The sequence below is a fragment of the Caballeronia sp. J97 genome, from assembly GCF_905220305.1.
Taxonomy (GTDB): Bacteria; Pseudomonadota; Gammaproteobacteria; order Burkholderiales; family Burkholderiaceae; genus Caballeronia.
Genome location: NZ_CAJMZL010000004.1, coordinates 42,496 through 59,951 on the forward strand (window position 1 = coordinate 42,496; position 17,456 = coordinate 59,951).

General features: G+C 63.5%; 19 protein-coding genes and 1 pseudogene. 13 read left to right on the forward strand and 7 right to left on the reverse strand.

Annotated elements, in window-relative coordinates; translation table 11 throughout:
* The first annotated feature begins 2 nt into the window (after nt 1–2).
* The 3 genes from gatB (at nt 3) to U4Y90_RS08430 (ending at nt 3,293) form a co-directional block, all read left to right on the forward strand.
* Nucleotides 3–1,472, forward strand: coding sequence for an Asp-tRNA(Asn)/Glu-tRNA(Gln) amidotransferase subunit GatB (gene gatB / locus U4Y90_RS08420; protein ID WP_321794117.1), 1,470 nt, complete (start codon nt 3–5; stop codon nt 1,470–1,472).
* A 142-nt stretch (nt 1,473–1,614) separates the two neighbouring features.
* Nucleotides 1,615–2,454 (forward strand): PPK2 family polyphosphate kinase, encoded by an 840-nt coding sequence (locus tag U4Y90_RS08425; protein ID WP_321794118.1) that lies wholly within the window; start codon nt 1,615–1,617, stop codon nt 2,452–2,454.
* A 29-nt stretch (nt 2,455–2,483) separates the two neighbouring features.
* Entirely contained in the window at nt 2,484–3,293 is an 810-nt protein-coding gene (locus U4Y90_RS08430; RefSeq protein ID WP_321794119.1) for an exodeoxyribonuclease III, read from the forward strand.
* Here the strand turns inward: U4Y90_RS08430 and U4Y90_RS08435 are convergent.
* The 5 genes from U4Y90_RS08435 to U4Y90_RS08455 form a co-directional block, all read right to left on the reverse strand.
* Complete coding sequence (locus tag U4Y90_RS08435; RefSeq protein ID WP_321794120.1) at nt 3,274–4,188, reverse strand: M48 family metallopeptidase; 915 nt, start codon at nt 4,186–4,188, stop codon at nt 3,274–3,276. The two genes, U4Y90_RS08430 and U4Y90_RS08435, sit on opposite strands and share 20 nt — an antisense overlap.
* Complete coding sequence (locus U4Y90_RS08440; protein ID WP_321794121.1) at nt 4,185–5,471, reverse strand: AmpG family muropeptide MFS transporter; 1,287 nt, start codon at nt 5,469–5,471, stop codon at nt 4,185–4,187. The genes U4Y90_RS08435 and U4Y90_RS08440 overlap by 4 nt, the downstream gene beginning before the upstream one ends.
* Before the next feature lie 44 nt (nt 5,472–5,515).
* Nucleotides 5,516–6,124: a methionine biosynthesis protein MetW gene (metW, locus tag U4Y90_RS08445; RefSeq protein ID WP_321794122.1), complete on the reverse strand. Its 609-nt coding sequence runs from the start codon at nt 6,122–6,124 to the stop codon at nt 5,516–5,518.
* Nucleotides 6,121–7,266 carry a homoserine O-succinyltransferase MetX gene (metX, locus tag U4Y90_RS08450; RefSeq protein ID WP_321794123.1) on the reverse strand — a complete coding sequence of 382 codons (1,146 nt, stop codon included), beginning with the start codon at nt 7,264–7,266 and terminating at the stop codon, nt 6,121–6,123. Before metX ends, metW begins: the two co-directional genes overlap by 4 nt.
* Before the next feature lie 244 nt (nt 7,267–7,510).
* Nucleotides 7,511–7,867 (reverse strand): DUF308 domain-containing protein, encoded by a 357-nt coding sequence (locus tag U4Y90_RS08455; protein WP_321794124.1) that lies wholly within the window; start codon nt 7,865–7,867, stop codon nt 7,511–7,513.
* 200 nt (nt 7,868–8,067) lie between these two features.
* Here U4Y90_RS08455 and U4Y90_RS08460 point away from each other — a divergent pair, with 200 nt between their 5' ends.
* Together U4Y90_RS08460 and U4Y90_RS08465 are read left to right on the forward strand one after the other, a co-directional pair.
* The gene (locus U4Y90_RS08460) at nt 8,068–8,349 is read left to right on the forward strand and encodes a type II toxin-antitoxin system Phd/YefM family antitoxin (RefSeq protein WP_321794125.1); all 282 of its coding nucleotides are present in this window, start codon (nt 8,068–8,070) and stop codon (nt 8,347–8,349) included.
* A complete protein-coding gene (locus U4Y90_RS08465) occupies nt 8,346–8,666 on the forward strand; it encodes a type II toxin-antitoxin system RelE/ParE family toxin (protein ID WP_321794126.1) in 321 nt (106 codons plus the stop codon). Before U4Y90_RS08460 ends, U4Y90_RS08465 begins: the two co-directional genes overlap by 4 nt.
* Before the next feature lie 20 nt (nt 8,667–8,686).
* On the opposite strand, the gene U4Y90_RS08470 is transcribed toward U4Y90_RS08465, so the two are convergent.
* Nucleotides 8,687–9,433 (reverse strand): pyrimidine 5'-nucleotidase, encoded by a 747-nt coding sequence (locus U4Y90_RS08470; protein ID WP_321794127.1) that lies wholly within the window; start codon nt 9,431–9,433, stop codon nt 8,687–8,689.
* A gap of 49 nt (nt 9,434–9,482) precedes the next feature.
* Entirely contained in the window at nt 9,483–10,382 is a 900-nt protein-coding gene (argB, locus tag U4Y90_RS08475) for an acetylglutamate kinase (RefSeq protein ID WP_321794128.1), read from the reverse strand.
* Nucleotides 10,383–10,526: 144 nt separating this feature from the next.
* On the opposite strand from argB, the gene U4Y90_RS08480 reads away from it, so the two are divergent.
* From U4Y90_RS08480 to U4Y90_RS08510, 8 genes and pseudogenes are all read left to right on the forward strand, one after another.
* The gene (locus U4Y90_RS08480; protein ID WP_321794129.1) at nt 10,527–10,748 is read left to right on the forward strand and encodes a cysteine-rich CWC family protein; all 222 of its coding nucleotides are present in this window, start codon (nt 10,527–10,529) and stop codon (nt 10,746–10,748) included.
* Nucleotides 10,749–10,876: 128 nt separating this feature from the next.
* Nucleotides 10,877–12,175: an ATP-binding protein gene (locus U4Y90_RS08485; RefSeq protein WP_321794130.1), complete on the forward strand. Its 1,299-nt coding sequence runs from the start codon at nt 10,877–10,879 to the stop codon at nt 12,173–12,175.
* A 43-nt stretch (nt 12,176–12,218) separates the two neighbouring features.
* Nucleotides 12,219–12,761 carry a response regulator transcription factor gene (locus U4Y90_RS08490; RefSeq protein ID WP_321794131.1) on the forward strand — a complete coding sequence of 181 codons (543 nt, stop codon included), beginning with the start codon at nt 12,219–12,221 and terminating at the stop codon, nt 12,759–12,761.
* Nucleotides 12,762–13,225: 464 nt separating this feature from the next.
* A complete protein-coding gene (locus U4Y90_RS08495; RefSeq protein WP_321794132.1) occupies nt 13,226–14,785 on the forward strand; it encodes a methyl-accepting chemotaxis protein in 1,560 nt (519 codons plus the stop codon).
* Nucleotides 14,786–14,945: 160 nt separating this feature from the next.
* Entirely contained in the window at nt 14,946–16,247 is a 1,302-nt protein-coding gene (locus tag U4Y90_RS08500; RefSeq protein ID WP_321794133.1) for a solute carrier family 23 protein, read from the forward strand.
* A gap of 504 nt (nt 16,248–16,751) precedes the next feature.
* A pseudogene (locus U4Y90_RS36085) lies at nt 16,752–16,961 on the forward strand (hypothetical protein); the annotation flags it as partial.
* Nucleotides 16,953–17,138: a hypothetical protein gene (locus U4Y90_RS08505; RefSeq protein ID WP_415749318.1), complete on the forward strand. Its 186-nt coding sequence runs from the start codon at nt 16,953–16,955 to the stop codon at nt 17,136–17,138. The pseudogene U4Y90_RS36085 and the gene U4Y90_RS08505, both read left to right, overlap by 9 nt.
* A 78-nt stretch (nt 17,139–17,216) precedes the next feature.
* Entirely contained in the window at nt 17,217–17,429 is a 213-nt protein-coding gene (locus tag U4Y90_RS08510) for a hypothetical protein (protein ID WP_321794134.1), read from the forward strand.
* Nucleotides 17,430–17,456 lie beyond the last annotated feature (27 nt).

The window sequence follows — 17,456 nt, forward strand, 5'->3', positions numbered from 1 at the left end:
ACATGCAGTGGGAAGTCGTCATCGGACTGGAAACGCACGCGCAGCTTTCCACCGTCTCCAAGATTTTCTCGGGTGCGCCCACGCAGTTCGGCGCGAGCCCGAACTCGCAGGCGAGTCCCGTCGATCTCGCGCTGCCCGGCGTGTTGCCCGTGATGAACCGCGGCGCCGTCGAGCGCGCGATCCGCTTCGGCCTCGCGATCGGCGCGCACATCGCGCCGCGCAGCATCTTCGCGCGCAAGAACTACTTCTATCCGGATCTTCCGAAGGGCTATCAGATCAGCCAGTACGAGATTCCGGTCGTGCAGGGCGGTCAGATCACGATCCAGGTTCCGGCTAACGAAAAGGCCGGCAAGGAAGCGTACGAAAAGACCGTCAACCTCACGCGCGCGCATCTCGAAGAAGACGCGGGCAAGTCGCTGCACGAAGACTTCGCGGGCATGACGGGCATCGACCTGAACCGCGCGGGCACGCCGCTGCTCGAGATCGTCACGGAGCCGGAAATGCGCAGCGCGGCGGAAGCGGTCGCGTACGCGAAGGCGCTGCACGGGCTCGTCGTATGGCTCGGCATCTGCGACGGCAACATGCAGGAAGGCTCGTTCCGGTGCGACGCGAACGTGTCGGTGCGCCCGGTCGGCCAGAAGGAGTTCGGCACGCGCGCCGAGATCAAGAACCTGAACTCGTTCCGCTTTCTCGAAGAGGCGATTCAGTACGAAGTGCGCCGTCAGATCGAGCTGATCGAAGACGGCGGCACGGTGGTTCAGGAAACGCGTCTCTACGATCCGGACAAGCGCGAAACGCGTTCGATGCGCAGCAAGGAAGACGCGCACGATTACCGCTATTTCCCGGACCCGGATCTGATGCCGCTCGTGATCGAATCGACGTGGATCGAGCGCGTGAAAGGCGAGATGCCCGCGCTGCCTGCGGACATGCAGAAGCGTTTCGTCGAGACATACGGCCTCACGCCGTATGACGCGGGCGTGCTGACGTCATCGAAGGCGATGGCGTCGTACTTCGAAGCGCTCGTGCAGAAAGCGGGCGAAGGCCAGGCGAAGATCGCCGCGAACTGGCTGATGGGCGATGTCTCCGCGCAACTGAATCGCGAATCGCTCGATATCGGCGAATCGCCGGTGTCGGCCGCGCAGCTCGCGCTGATCATTCAACGCATCGCCGACGGCACCATCTCCAACAAGATCGCGAAGGACATCTTCCAGACGATCTGGGAAGAGAAGGCGACCGACGATGCGGCTGCGGATCGCATCATCGACGCGAAGGGCCTGAAGCAGATCTCCGACACCGGCGCGCTCGAGGCTATCATCGACGAGGTGCTCGCGGCGAACCAGAAGTCGGTCGACGAATTCCGCGCGGGCAAGGAGAAGGCGTTCAACGCGCTGATCGGTCAGGCGATGAAGGCGACCAAGGGCAAGGCGAATCCGCAACAGGTCAACGAGCTCTTGAAGAAGAAGCTATCCTGATAGCCTTCGGGGGCATTCGTCCGCCAGGGCGGAGATTGACCCCGGAGACCGCTGATAGCCTGAGTCGCGCGTGCGAGACTCGCGGGCTGCTGCCGATCCAACTTGGCAGCAGCCCGTTTTCATTGAACGACGGTAAAAGAACATGGCAAAGAAACCCGAACTCGACGATTTCCGCGTGCCCTTCTTCGACTCCGGCAAGAAGCTGAAGCCCTTCGACCTGAGCGCGATCGATCCGTCCGGGAAGCCGTTTTCCGGCGGCACGAAGGACGTCGACCGCGAGCGTCTCTCGGCGATCGGCGCGCAACTCGACGACCTTCAGGAGAAACTCCACGCCCAGCGCCGCCGGCGCGTGCTGCTGGTGCTGCAAGGCATGGACACGAGCGGCAAGGACGGCACGGTGCGCGCGGTGTTTCACGATGTCGATCCGCTCGGGCTACGCATCGTGCCGTTTCGCGCGCCCTCGGAGCGCGAGGCTGCGCACGACTTCCTGTGGCGCGTGCATGCGCAGGCGCCGATGGCCGGCGAATTCGCGATCTTCAACCGCAGCCACTACGAAGACGTGCTCGTGCCGCGGGTGCTGAAATCGATCGATGCCGACGAATGCGAGCGCCGCTATCGCCATATCCGCGAGTTCGAGTCGCTGCTTGCGGACAGCGGCACGACCATCGTCAAATGCTTCCTGCATATTTCCAAGGACGAACAGCGCGAGCGCTTGCAGGCGCGCATCGACGATCCGACGAAACACTGGAAGTTCGACGTTTCCGATCTCGAAGCGCGCAAGCAATGGGACGACTATCAGGCGGCGTACGCGGACGCGCTCGGCGCGACATCGACGGAATACGCGCCGTGGTACATCGTTCCGGGCAATTCGAAGACGCACCGGAACGTGATGATCGCCGAACTGCTGTTGCGCACGATGCAGGACATGAAGCTCGAATTTCCGCCGGCCAAGGAATCGCTCAAGGGCGTGAAGGTCGAATAACCCGAACACTCAAGAAAAAAAGGAAGCGTATGTTTCGCGTGATTACCGCCAATCTGAACGGCATTCGTTCGGCCGCCAAGAAAGGTTTCTTTGACTGGTTCGGCGAGCAGAAATCCGACGTCGTGTGCGTGCAGGAGATCAAGTGCTCGCAGGACGACCTTACGCCGGAATTCCTCGCGCCGCACGGCTTTCAAGGCTATTTCCAGCACGCGGTGAAGAAGGGCTACAGCGGCGCGGGGCTCTACACGCGCCACGAACCGGATGACGTGATCATCGGTTTCGGCTCGAAAGAGTTCGATCCGGAAGGGCGCTACGTGGAGGCGCGGTTCGGCAAGCTGTCGGTGGTGTCGGTGTATGTGCCGTCGGGTTCGAGCGGCGACGAGCGGCAGCAGGCGAAATATCGCTTCATGGACGAGTTCATGCCGCATCTCGACACGCTTTCGAAAGAGCGTGAGGTCATCCTGTGCGGCGACGTGAACATCGTGCACAAGGAAATCGACATCAAGAACTGGAAGAGCAATCAGAAGAACTCGGGTTGCCTGCCGGAAGAGCGCGCGTGGCTAACCAAGCTCTTCGACGACGTCGGTTATGTCGATGTCTTCCGTACGCTCGATCAGCGCGCGGAACAGTACACGTGGTGGAGCAATCGCGGCCAGGCGTATGCGAAGAACGTCGGGTGGCGTATCGATTATCAGATCGCGACGAAGGAAGTCGCCGCGACCGCGAAGGAGACGTCGATTTTCAGGGACATCAAGTTCAGCGATCATGCGCCGCTGACGATCGATTACGACTGGAAGATCGCGAAAGCGAAGAAGTCAGCTAGCGCCCGCTCTTCTTGAACCGTCCCATGCCGGCGTAGTTCGGCAACTGATCGATCGTCTTGCCGACCGCCTTCGCATAGAGCGGCATCATGTCCGGCATGCGCTTCAACAGATCCTGTCTGCGATCCGGGCCATACGGATGCAGCCAGATGAAGCCGTCGTCCGCGCGGCGCGTTCCCGAATCGATCTTGTTCCACAACGTGACGGCAGCGCGCGGATCGTATCCCGCGCGCGATGCAATCTCGCTGCCGATCACATCGGCCTCGGTTTCGTCGGCGGGGGAATAGCGCATCGACAGCAATTCATCGCCGATATCGGGCTGCTGCGACGCGTAATTCGAAAAGCCGAAGAGCTGCGGCATGCCGTTCGAGGAAAGCTGAGCCGCCTGTTGCCGCCCGAGCCGCTCGCGCGCATGCTCGCGCAACGCGTGCGCGATCTCGTGGCCGAGCATCATGCCGATCTCGTTGTCGTTCAGACGCAGCTTGTCGACAAGCCCGCTATACACGACGATCTTCCCGCCCGGCAGGCACACCATGCGCTCGTCCGGCGACTTGATGACATTGATCTCCCACTTCCAGCTTTTCGCGCGATCGTTCCACTTGAGCGCGAACGGAATCTCGTGATTCGCGATGTCGCGCACGCGCTTCACGAGCGGGTTGCCTTCCGGAAGCAGCGTCTTGTTGCGCTCGGCATCGTGGATGACCTGCGCGTATTCATCGGCGGACTGCGCTTCGAGCGTCGCGGGCGGGATCAGGTTGCGAAACAGCGCCGTATTGCCGAAGCGGATCTGGTTGTTCGGTGCGGAGTACGGCGGCGGCGTCTTCTGTTCGTCCTGAGCATGCGCGGACAAAGGCGCGAGCGACGCCCATGCCAATGCGCAAACCAAGGCGCGAAGCTTGAAAGAAACCGTCATCGTTGAGTTCTCCAGGGCGCGATCTTGGGCAACAGTAACATGCCCGGAATGGACAGCACGACGCAGATCATGAAGTACGGGAACCATCCCGTTTCATTCACGATATAGCCGCTGCCGGCCGCGGCGAAGGTTCGCGGAACGGCCGCGAGGCTCGTGAAGAGCGCGAATTGCGTCGCGGTGTAGCGCGGGTCCGTCGTGCTTGCGATATACGCGGTGAACGTCGCGAGCGTGAGGCCCGTCGCGAAGGTTTCGAAGCCGTACAGCACGCCGAGCGCCAGCGGCGACGGCCCGATTTTCGCGAGCCATGCAAACCCGAGCGTCGCGATGATTTGAAGAAAGCCGAAGATCCACAGTCCGCGCGCGATGCCGATTTTCACGAGCGCGATCCCGCCGAGCAATCCGCCCGCGATGCTCGCCCAGAACGCGACCGCCTTCGCGATCACGCCGATCTGCGCCAGCGAGAAGCCGACATCGATGAAGAACTTCGTCGCGAGCGCGGTCGCCATCGTATCGCCGAGCTTGTACAGGAAGATGAAGCCGAGCACGAGCAGCGCGGCGCGCCAGCCATCGCGCGTGACGAATTCGTGAAACGGCTCGACGATCGCCTCGCGCAGATTCTTCGGCGGCGCGCCGTGAATCGTCGGCTCCTTGACGACGAGCGTCATCACGAGGCCCGGCAGCATGAACGCGGCCGTGATCAGAAACACGGTCTTCCACGGCAGGAAAGTTGCAAGAATCAGCGACAGCGAACCCGGCACGAGTCCCGCGACCTTGTATGCATTGACGTGCACCGCGTTGCCGAGCCCTTGTTCGGTATCGGCGAGCAGTTCGCGGCGGTAGGCGTCGATGACGATATCCTGACTCGCGCTGAAGAACGCGACGAGCGCGGCGAGCGCGGCGACGGCCCACAGATTCCGCTCGGGCGAGAAAAACCCGAAGGAGCCGATCGCCACCATCACGAGCACTTGCGTAACGAACATCCAGCCGCGCCGCCTGCCCGGGCTCCAGCCCGGAAAGCGCGGAATGAAGCGGTCCATCAGCGGCGACCAGACGAATTTCCACGTGTACGGAAGTCCGATCAGCGCAAAGAGGCCGATTTCCTTCACGTTGATGTGCGCGGTCGTGAGCCACGCCTGCAACAGGCTGTAAAGCGTGAAAAGCGGCAATCCGGACGTGAAGCCGAGAAAGACGCAAATGAGGATGCGCTTGTTGAGAAACGCGCGCCATCCGGGATGTTCTTCGTGTGCGGTTAGAGCGGGCGCCTCGTGTGGCGTATCGGGCATGTCGTGTACGGGCAGTTGTCGATGCGTGAGCCCGCCGGTCGATGTTACCGGCGCTTCACGCGATAGACCGCAAGACTACCACGCCAGTTCGCGCCCCAACGGACCGATTGCCCGTCGTGCAGCACCACCCGATCCAGGATCTCGATCCCGACTTCCGGCGCGAGCGCCTCGAAGTCCTTGATCGTGAGTACACGCACGTTCGGCGTGTTGTGCCATTGATAGGGCAGCGATTTCGACACCGGCATGCGCCCCTGAATCACCGAAAGCCGATGCTGCCAGTAGCCGAAATTCGGAAACGACACGATGCACTGACGCCCGACGCGCACGGTTTCGCGCAGTATCGCGGCAGTCTGATGGATCGTCTGCAGCGTCTGCGAGAGGATCGCGAAATCGAAGCTGTCGTCTTCGAAGAGACGCAGACCGTCTTCGAGATTCTGCTGGATCACGTTGACGCCTTTTTGCGCGCACGCCAGCACGCCGGCGTCGTTGATCTCGATGCCGTAGCCCTTCACCTCGAGTTCTTCGCCCAGCAAGGAAAGCAGCGAGCCGTCGCCGCAGCCGAGGTCGAGCACGGTCGAGCGCGGTTCGACCCAGCGGGCGATGGCCCGAAAGTCCGAGCGCAGCGCGAGGGAATCGAGTGTGTGCTGGTTCATGCGGCGATCTCCGTGGCGATGCGTTCGTAGTAGGCGCGCATGAGATTGTGATAGCGCGCGTCGTCGAGCAGGAAGGCGTCGTGGCCGTGGGGCGCGTCGATCTCCGCGTAACTCACCGTGCGTTTGTTGTCGAGCAGCGCCTTCACGATTTCACGCGAGCGCGCGGGGGCGAAACGCCAGTCGGTCGCGAAGCTGGTGATGAGATATTTCGCCTGCGTATTGGCGAGCGCTTTAGTGAGATCGCCGTCGAAGGCTTTCGCGGGATCGAAATAGTCGAGCGCGCGGGTGATGAGCAGGTATGTGTTCGCGTCGAAGTATTCGGCGAACTTGTCGGCCTGATAGCGCAAGTACGATTCCACTTCGAACTCGACATCGAAGCTGAAGTTGTATGCGTCGAGCGCGCCTTCGGCCCGGCGCAGCGCGCGGCCGAATTTCACGGCCATGTCGTCGTCCGACAGATACGTGATGTGGCCGATCATGCGCGCGACGCGCAAGCCGCGGCGCGGCTTCACGCCATGAGCGTAGTAGTCGCCGCCGTGGAAATCGGGATCGGAGAGGATCGCGGAGCGCGCCGTCTCGTTGAACGCGATGTTCTGCGCGGACAGCTTCGGCGTCGACGCCACGACGATGCAATGCGCGAGCCGTTCCGGATACATCATGCTCCACGCGAGCGCCTGCATGCCGCCGAGGCTGCCGCCCATCACGGCCGCGAAGCGCTCGATGCCGAAGCGGTCCGCGAGACGCGCCTGCGCGTTCACCCAGTCTTCGACCGTGACGACGGGAAAGCTCGCGCCATACGGTTTGCCGGTCGTGCCGTCGATGCTCATCGGTCCGGTCGAACCGAAACACGAGCCGAGATTGTTCACGCCGATGACGAAGAAGCGGTTGGTGTCGAGCGGCTTGCCGGGACCGACCATGTTGTCCCACCAGCCTACGTTCTTCGGGTTATCGGCATGAATGCCCGCGACGTGATGCGATGCGTTCAACGCATGACACACGAGCACGGCATTCGAGCGCGCGGCGTTGAGTTCGCCGTAGGTTTCGACGACGAGTTCATAGTCGCCGAGCGACGAGCCGTTCTGCATCTTGAGCGGCTCGGTGAAGCGCAGTGTTTGGGGCGTGACGATGCCGATCGATTCCATTCATTCCGCCTTTGACCAAGCGGCTAAACGGTGTCGGCGTTGCGCTGCCTGGGAAATCGAGCGCGGCTGACGACCTCTTTAGCCGCATTTATAGTGAACGCCCGTGAATGATCACTGAGGTTCGCGCGCCCGCAATCGAGTCAGCAAATCGGCGCGCTGTTATACGAATATCGCAATTCGTTCGCAAGTATAACGGAAAACGCGGCAAGCCGATTCGGCTTGCCGGCGGCGAACCCTGACCGGGTCAGCGCACGCGTGCCTCGTGCAGCGAACGCAACTGGACTGCCGACGCAATCATCGACAGACCGTAGACGACCGCGTAGCAGCCGATGAAAAGGATGAAGGTCCAGCGCCTTTCCGACCCGCCGCGCATGCCGGAGCAGAGCGCGAATGCGCCGTCGACGAAGGCATAGGCGCCCCGGACGATGATGAGAGACGCGGGCGTCGCACCGGGGCACGCGAGTGCACGGATTCCAAAGAGGATTGCCACGACGCCGCGAAACGCAAGCCCGTTCAATTTCACATTGCTGAGCGTGGCGGGCAGGGGCTGACGATGGATGCACTCATCGAGCTTGCCTCGTCGTGCCTTGTCGATGCTCACAAGACGTCGCGGTTGAGAGGGGGCTACCGGATCTGCGTCGTTTCTCGGAGAAATTTACTAAGCAAAGCTTAGCAGTTGCATCAATTCAGCTTTGCCAAAACGCCTCAAGCGTACAAAGTTTCTGTAGTGGCCGCTTCGTTTGGATGGGGTGATATTTTTTACTATATTGACTAATCGTCGCGTCTTGCCAAGGAGCGGAAATGAAACCGAGCCGGGTCCGACCGGTGAGTCACCTGAAGAGCCGGGCCGCCGAGATGATCCGCAATATCGTCGAGAGCCGCGAGCCGATGCTCATCACGCAGAACGGCGAAGGCAGAGTGGTCGTCCAGGACGTGCAGTCGTACGAGGATCTCCATCAGACGCTCGCGCTGCTGAAGATTCTCGCGATGGGACGGAAGGCCATTGAAGCCGGTCAGTGTGTGAGCGCGAGCGATGTGTTCGCCGAGATCGAGCGCATGGACCGCGAAGAAGGCGTCAAATGAAGACCGTCTTTCTCGACCCGGTGCGCCAGGATTTGCGAGACTTCCGGCGTTACGTCATCAACAAGTTCGGCGGTACCGCATGGGCCGCGACGCGCAACAAGATCGCGGACACCATCGCCGAGATCGAGGCCGCGCCGCGCAATGGCTCGACGCCGCCCGAGCTCGTCGACTTCCGCATGTCGGGCTACTACGAAGTTCTGAGCGGCACGAACCGCATCATCTACAAGGTCGATGGAGAGACCATCTATGTGCATCTCGTCGTCGATGCGCGCTCGGATCTCGAAGACATTCTCGCGCGGCGGCTGTTTCGCATGTAGACGCAATCCGCGCGATTGCGTCAGAGCGCGCCGCCGCGCATGCCGAGCGTGAGCGCGCGCAGCGACCGCACGGTGCGGTCGACGTAGTGCGGCCGTCCTGCGCCCGGCTTGCGGATCGAGAGGCCGCCGCTCGACGTTTTCGCGACCGGCAGATGTCCGACGATCCACACCGTGCGAATGCCCAACCGCCGATAGGACTTGAGGTGCCCGCGCGTATCCTCGACGAGAATCGCGTCTTCGAGACGCACATGCGCGCGGCGCATCGCATGGCGGAGCATCGGCGCGTCGGGCTTGGCGCGCCAGTGGTTGCCTGTGCGCATGTCTTCGATCGCGATCACGCGCTCGAACAGCTTCGCGATGCCGAGCTCCGCCAGCACGGTGCGCGCGTAGATCGTCGGCGCGTTGGTGAGCACGATCTTGCGGCCGGGCAGCGCACGCAGCATGCGCGTGAGGCCGCGCTCGGCGCGCAGCATCGACGGCAGATCGGCGAAAGTGTGAACCTCGCGCAGGAAGTCGGCCGGATCGACGCCGTGATGCCTCACGAGCCCGAGCAGCGTCGCGCCGTAGCGCAAGGTATAGCCGACGCGCAGACGGTTCGCCTCGTCGACGTCGACTTTCAGGCGGTCCATGATGTACTGCGTCATGCCGCGGTTGATCGCCGGGAAAACAGCGTGCGACGCGTGATGCAGCGTGTTGTCGAGATCGAAGAGCCAGACGGGGCCGCGTGTCTTGACGCGGCGTCGGCGGGACGGGCGATGCGCAGTCATGTATGAAAACGCCCGCGTATCGGCGGGCGTCGGAGAAGCGGGAGAAAGCTCAATGCGAGCGGATCATCGTGCCGAACGGCTGCTCGGTCAGGATTTCGAGCAGCACCGAATGCTCGATGCGGCCATCGATGATGTGCACCGAGCGCACGCCGCTCTTCGCGGCATCCAGCGCGGAGGAAATCTTCGGCAGCATGCCGCCGGAGATGGTGCCGTCGGCGAAGAGGGCGTCGATCTCGCGCGCGGAAAGATCAGTGAGCAGATTGCCTTCCTTGTCCATCACGCCGGGGATGTTCGTCATCATGACGAGCTTCTCCGCGTTCAGCACGACGGCGAGCTTGCCCGCGACCAGATCCGCGTTGATGTTGTACGAAAGACCGTCCTCGCCGAAGCCGATCGGCGAGATGACCGGAATGAACGCGTCGTCCTGTAGCGCCTTCACGACCGCCGGGTTGATCGCCTCGACCTCGCCGACCTGACCGATGTCGATGAACTGGCCCGGATTATCGCGATCCGGCATCAGCAACTTGCGCGCGTGGATGAGGCCGCCGTCCTTGCCGGTCAGACCGACCGCGTGGCCGCCGAAGTGATTGATCAACGTGACGATGTCCTGCTGCACCTCGCCGCCGAGCACCCATTCGACGACTTCCATCGTCTCTTCGTCGGTGACGCGCATGCCCTGAACGAAGGTGCCTTGCTTGCCGACCTTCTTCAGCGCCTGGTCGATCTGCGGGCCGCCGCCGTGCACGATCACCGGGTTGATGCCGACGAGTTTCAGCAAAATGACGTCGCGCGCGAAGCCTTGTTTCAGGCGCTCTTCGGTCATGGCATTGCCGCCGTATTTGATCACGACCGTCTTGCCGTGATACTGACGGATATAGGGCAGCGCCTCGGCCAGGATTTCAGCCTTCAGGGTCGGCGCGATTTGCGTGAGGTCGGGTAGCTCGGACATGGCGGCAAATGAGGCGAGGAGCGTTTAAACACGCCGAATTGTACAGGACTGACGCATCGCAGCAGGACGAATTGCCGCGGCGCCGTCACGTTTTCCGGCAGACGCGCCGGCGTGCGATCATCGTTCGGGCAGATCGATGACAAGATGATGAACCCATCCCCGGAAACGAATGAGCGCGAAACTTCCGGCGCGCAGATTTGCGCCCGCTGCGGCGCGCCGTTTCGCTGCGGCATGCTCGCGGGCGATTCGGCGTGCTGGTGCGCGAATATGCCCGTGTTGCCCGCCGATCTTCTGCGGCCCGGCATGCGCTGTCTGTGTCCGGCGTGTCTCGCCGCGGAGATCGGGCGCGCTTCCCGTGCGGATTGACGGAGCGCTTGCCGTCTCGGCCTCGCGGGGCAAAGTGCGACAAATCGCGCCAGATGCGGCTGCAAGCCCGATGCAAGCGGGATAATGTCGCAGGAGGCGTAACCACGCCGTCAAGCACTCAACCTCAGATGCATCGCATAACCAACACCGGACGGGTCAATCTCGGTCATCTCTTCTGGCTTCGCTCGCTCGCGATCATCGGCCAGTTGACGACCATCGCCGTCGTGCAGATCTTCTTCGGCGCGAAGCTCCCGCTGCCCGCGATGCTGCTCGTGATCGCGCTGGAGATGCTCTTCAACGGTCTCACGTGGCTGCGCGTCGCGCGGGCGCGGCCGGAGACCAATTCCGAACTGTTCGGGCAGATGCTGGTGGACCTCGGCGCGCTCTCGGCGCTCCTGTTCCTGTCCGGCGGCGCGACCAATCCGTTTGTCACGCTCTATCTGCCGTCGCTCGCGATCGCCGCCGCCGTCCTGCCGTGGACCATGATGACCTGCCTCGCGCTCTTTGCGGTCGCCTGTTACGCGCTGCTCAGCTACAACTACGTGCCGCTCAACATCGAGAATCCGGCCAATCTGTTCGATTATTTCCGTACCGGCCTGTGGGTCAACTTCATGGTGAGCGTGGGCTTGATCGGCTGGTTCGTCGCGCGCATGTCGCGGGCGCTGCGCGTGCGCGACGCCGCGCTCGCCGAGGCCCAGCAGCGCCATCTTCGCGATGAACGGGCGGTCGCGCTCGGCGTGCAGGCGGCGACCGTCGCCCACGAGATGGGCACGCCGCTGTCGACCATCGCGATGCTGTCCGAGGAATTACGCGATTCCGCCGCGCACGACGCGAACCTCGCCCCCTACGCGGCCGATTTCGAACTGCTCGAGCAGCAGATGGCGCTGTGCACCTCCGCGCTTGCCCGCCTGCGCAGCCGCGCGACGGGTCCGTCGAGTCGCCAGCCGCTCGACGAATGGCTGCCGAGCTTCATCGAGCAATGGCGTCTGCGGCATCCGCAGGTGAAATTCGCGCAGATCGACCGGACACCGGCGGATGCGTCGATCGACGATGCGGTCGCGGTCGGGCAGATTCTGACAATCCTGCTCGACAACGCTGCGCGCGCGAGCAGCGAATCGGTGACGCTGCAGGCGTCGGCGGAGTCGTTCGACGAGATGGATTACGTGCGCTTCGACGTGTGCGATCGCGGGCCGGGCATTCCGCTCGCGCTGCGCGCCACGCTCGGCGCCGGCCCCGTCGACAGCACGCAAGGCGGGCACGGCGTTGGGCTCTATCTGGCGTTCGCGGCGGCGGCGCGGCTCGCCGGTTCGATCGAACTGATCGACGGCAAGCCGCGCGGCACGTGCGCGGTGTTGCGCCTGCCGAATCGCGGAACGGTCGCGGTGCCGGCGCAGACCGCGGGAACTGAACGAAGCGGCGCGGCCTGAACTCGAATTCAGGCGCACCCGAGTGGATTACGGAGAAGAAAACATGAGCGATACCAACTTCCTGATCATCGACGACGATGAAGTCTTTGCCGGCATTCTCGCCCGCGGCCTCACGCGACGCGGTTACACGCCGCATCAGGCACACGACGCCGACGAAGCGCTGAAGCTCGCCAACCAGCACAAGTTCGGCCAAATCACGGTCGATCTTCACCTGGGCAACGATTCCGGCCTGCGCCTCGTCGCGCCGCTGCGCGACTTGCAGCCGGACGCGCGCATCCTCGTGCTGACCGGCTACGCGAGCATCGCGACGGCGGTGCAGGCGGTGAAGGACGGCGCGGACAACTACCTCGCGAAACCGGCGAACGTCGAGTCGATTCTCGCCGCGCTCCACGAGCAGGCCAGCGAGCAGACGGCCGAGGAAGCGATCGAGAACCCGACGCTGCTTTCCGTCGCGCGGCTCGAATGGGAGCACATCCAGCGCGCGCTCGCGGAGAACAACGGGAACATTTCGGCGACGGCGCGGGCGCTCAACATGCATCGACGCACGCTGCAACGCAAGCTGGCGAAGAAGCCGGTGCGGCAATAAGACGGGACCACGCCCGGGCGAAGCTCCGGGCGTCGATTCGAATTCGAGGGCATAGGGCAATGGCCGACGCGTTCAGATACGCATCAGATACGAGCGCCCAAAAAAGAACCGCCCAAGCCGGGTGCCAAGGGCGGTAATCGGAGAGTTGCAACGACATGCGCGTACACAGATGGAACACGCATGTAGAAAGCATACGTTGCAGCGTTGCGCACCCAAATAAGAAAACTCCCAATTCAGAATTCACTTAATTTATCTGCTTTTGGGCAATAAACGGTGGATTCCTTTCGGCCGCGCTTTCGCAGCACTTTCGCCGATATTTCGGCGACCATTTCCACGGTGTTATCTCCTTCATACGCGCTCAAGAAAAACGCGACGGGCGTCGTAAAGCCACTCTGTGCGCGAACCCGGGTTTGCGCCGCGCCGTCCGCGGGCGTCGTCTGCGGGGCGTGATTTAGGAGACGTCGATGAAATGGTTTGACCGCCTGTCCGTGCTCGGCAAGCTGTTGCTGTCTTTTGCGGTGGTGATTCTGTTCACCGCATGCGTGGGCGCCACCGGCGTGGTGTCGCTCGCGAAGATGAATGGCCTGATCGAGGCGATCAGCGACCGTCACATGGACGGCCTGTATTGGGTCGAGGAAGTGAACAAGCACAAGCTCAACACGGATCTCGCCGCCGCCAATCTCACCTTCGCCGACGATGCCGGCAAGGAAAAACTGAAGGAAGGCATGTCGGCGTCGCTCGACGGCATGCACCGCGCCTTCGAACGCATGCGCCCGACGATGAACTCCGCCGAGGGCATCGCGCTCTACGATGCAGCGAACAAGTCCGTCGCCGCGTGGGAAGACATCGTGCTCATGCAGATGGGCCGGAAGCCGATGCCGGTCGATGTCGACCAGATGGGTCTCATCGCGCGCGCAATCGCGGCGAGCGAGAAGGCGCGCGACTCGCTCGAGCGTCTCGCCGACTTCAAGCGTCAGTCCGCGACCGAGGCGCGCAAGAACGCCGCATCGGAATACGAAACGATGCGCGTCGTCATGCTCGCTCTCGTCTTTGCCGCGATGGTCGCGGGCGCGCTGCTCGCCGTGCTGATCGGGCGGCGTCTGTCTGCGCAACTCGGCGGCGAGCCGGCGTACGCAGCGGATATCGCCGATCGCATCGCGCGCGGCGACCTGACGGCGCGCGTCGCTACGCGCCCCGGCGACGACAGCAGCATGCTCGCGAGCCTCGGCAACATGAGCGCGAAGCTCGCGGATATCGTCGGCGGGATCCGTCATTCGAGCGATTCGATCCTGTACGCATCGCGAGAAATCGCGCAGGGCAACACCGATCTGTCGCAGCGCACGGAGGAGCAGGCGGCGTCGCTGGAAGAAACCGCGTCGAGCATGGAGCAGCTCACGCAGACCGTGCGCCAGAACGCGAGCAACGCCGACGAGGCGAGCGGGCTCGCGCGCGGCGCGTCGGACGTATCGGCGCGCGGCAGCGAGCTCGTCGGCGAAGTCGTCGACAACATGCGCGAGCTGGCCTCCGGCAGCAAGCGCATGACGGACATCATCGCCGTGATCGAGGGCATCGCGTTCCAGACCAATATCCTCGCGCTGAACGCGGCCGTGGAAGCGGCGCGCGCCGGCGAGGAAGGGCGGGGCTTCGCCGTGGTCGCCGGCGAAGTGCGCTCGCTCGCGCAGCGCAGCGCGATGTCGGCGAAGGAAATCAAGGAGCTGATCGAAGCGTCGACGGCGCGCGTGGACAGCGGCGCGGCGCTCGCCGAGCGCGCCGGCGCGACGATGGCCGAAGTCACGCAGGCCGTGCAGCGGGTGACGGACATCATGGCGCAGATTTCGTCGGCCTCGCACGAGCAGAGCACGGGCATCGAGCAGGTGAATCGCGCGGTCGCCCAGATGGACGAGGTGACGCAGCAGAACGCGGCGCTCGTCGAGCAGGCCGCCGCCGCCGCGGGCGCGATGGCCGATCAGGCCGAGCAGCTGAAGACCGCGGTCGCGGTTTTCGAACTGGAGCGCAACGTCTGACACGGCGCGGGACGTGACACGTCGCGGGCAAGCGACGGTCAAACGGTCGTAATATCGGCTCGCTTGCCACCCGAGAGCCCGCTCCGTACACTCGCGCCTGATTTTTTCAGATCAGGCGCGCCGCCCGGACGGCGCCTCAACGCCGACAAGGAGCCCGCAGATGTCCGATTCCTATTTCCCGCGCTGGCCCGTCCAGCCGGACGCCCAGGAGGGGCGCGTCGTCGCCCCCGACGAGCGCCTCGCCTGGCCGCAGATGATCGCGATGGGCATTCAGCACGTCGTCGCGATGTTCGGCTCGACCGTGCTCGCGCCGCTCCTGATGGGCTTCGATCCCAATCTGTGCATCTTCATGTCGGGCATCGGCACCTTGCTGTTCTTCGTGCTGGTCGGCGGGCGCGTGCCGAGCTATCTCGGCTCGAGCTTCGCGTTCATCGGCCTCGTGATCGCGGTCACAGGTTACGGCGGCCACGGCCCGAACATGAACATTCCGGTCGCGCTCGGCGGAATCATCGCGTGCGGCGTGGCGTACACGATCATCGGACTGATCGTTGCGGCGGTCGGCACGAAGTGGATCGAAACGATGATGCCGCCGGTCGTCACGGGCGCGATCGTCTGCGTGATCGGGCTGAACCTCGCGCCGATCGCCGTGAAGGGCGTGATGGGCAGCAGCTTCGAATCGTGGATGGCGCTCGTCACCGTGCTGTGCGTGGGCGGCGTCGCGGTGTTCGCGCGCGGCATGGCGCAGCGGCTGCTGATTCTCATCGGGCTCGCGATCGCGTACATCGTCTATGCGGTGCTGACCAACGGCATGGGCATGGGCAAGCCGGTCGATTTTTCGATCGTCGCGAACGCCGCGTGGTTCGGCATGCCGCATTTCACCGCGCCCGTGTTCGAAGCCCCGGCGATGACGCTGATCGCGCCGGTCGCGATCATTCTCGTCGCGGAGAACCTCGGGCACATCAAGGCCGTCGGCGCAATGACGGGCAAGAGCCTCGATCGATACATCGGGCGTGCGTTCGTCGGCGACGGCCTGGCCACCATCGCCTCGGGTTTCGCGGGCGGCACGGGCGTGACGACGTATGCCGAGAATATCGGCGTGATGGCCGTCACGAAGATCTATTCGACGCTCGTTTTCGTGATCGCGGCGCTGTTCGCGATCGTGCTCGGCTTTTCGCCGAAGTTCGGCGCGCTCATTCAGACGATTCCGGGGCCGGTGCTCGGCGGCGTGTCGATCGTCGTGTTCGGGCTGATCGCGGTGACGGGCGCGCGGATCTGGGTCGTCAACAAGGTGAACTTCTCCGATAACCGCAATCTGATCGTCGCGGCCGTGACGCTCGTGCTCGGCACCGGCGACTTCACGCTGAAGCTCGGCGGCTTCGCGCTCGGCGGCATCGGGACGGCCACGTTCGGCGCGATCATCTTCTACGCGTTGTTGCGGCGGCGCGGGTCGGGCGTCGTTTGACGACTTGCGGCAAGCGCTTTCGAATATCGCTGTCCGCGCAGCAAACACTTCCAGGCAGCGACTGACGCGGCGCATCGAAGCGCCGCGCGTTGCAAGCACGCATCCGCATTTCAGACAAGCCATTCGGACTTACCTAGTGTGGCGCATCAATAGGGCTGGCTACAGTCCTTGAGGGCGCCAGACAGGGATTTGATTCGGGCGTCTTCTAAAGAAATTAATCAGGAATGCGTCTGAAAAAAATATGCGGAAGCGAGCTGCCCGATGGGGTTCGGACGGATCGCTGCGAACTTCAGCGGAGCGTGGCGCTCGATTGCTTCAGACGCGTGCAGGCAGAATCCCGCGCGTTCTGATGATGCTCTTCGCCGCGGCGAGTCTGGGCTTCGGGGCCAACAGTTATGGTCAGGCGTACATCGGTGGCGCGACCGCGCATGCCAACAATCTTCCGGCGGCGTCGACAATAACGTGGCGATAGGTTAGGAAGCGAACGCCGATACGACCGTTCCAAGCGGCGCATCTTCGATAGCAATCGGACCCGGCGCGAAAGCGGCCGGTTCGGGCTCCCAGGTTGCGATCGGCGAGGGCGCGGTCGCGAGTGGCGAAAACGCTGTTTCCATAGGCGGTCATCCGTATTCCGATGCCACGGTCGCATCGGGCAATTACTCGCTCGCGTTCGGCTCATCGGCGCAGGCGACCGGCGACGGTGCGATGGCCTTCGGCGGAGACAGCACGCCGGCGTCGGGCGCCAAGGCGTCGGGGCAATATGCGATCGCATTCGGAGCATTGTCGAACGCGGCCGGAATGCATGCCCAGGCGTTCGGCGTCAACGCGAGCGCAGCCGCCGATTACGCGCAGGCATTCGGCATGGGCGCGAAGGCGCTCGGCGTGTCGTAAGTCGCGTTCGGCGCGAACTCCAACGCGGCCAACGCATTCGATGTCGCGCTCGGCAGCGGAAGCATCACCTCGACTGCGGTGGGAACGTCGTCCGTCACGATCGACAATGTCAGTTACGGTTTCGCGGGACAGGTTCCCAACGGTACGGTCAGCATCGGCTCCGCGGGTAACGAGCGCACGCTGACCAACCTTGCCGCCGGTCGAGTCGTGAACGGCGGCCTCACGATGTCGCCGACGCTATCGTCGCCGGACGTCGGCGGCGTGGTCGGCGTCACGTACACGTTCAACTGATCGAACGTCGGGCGCGCGCGAAAGCCA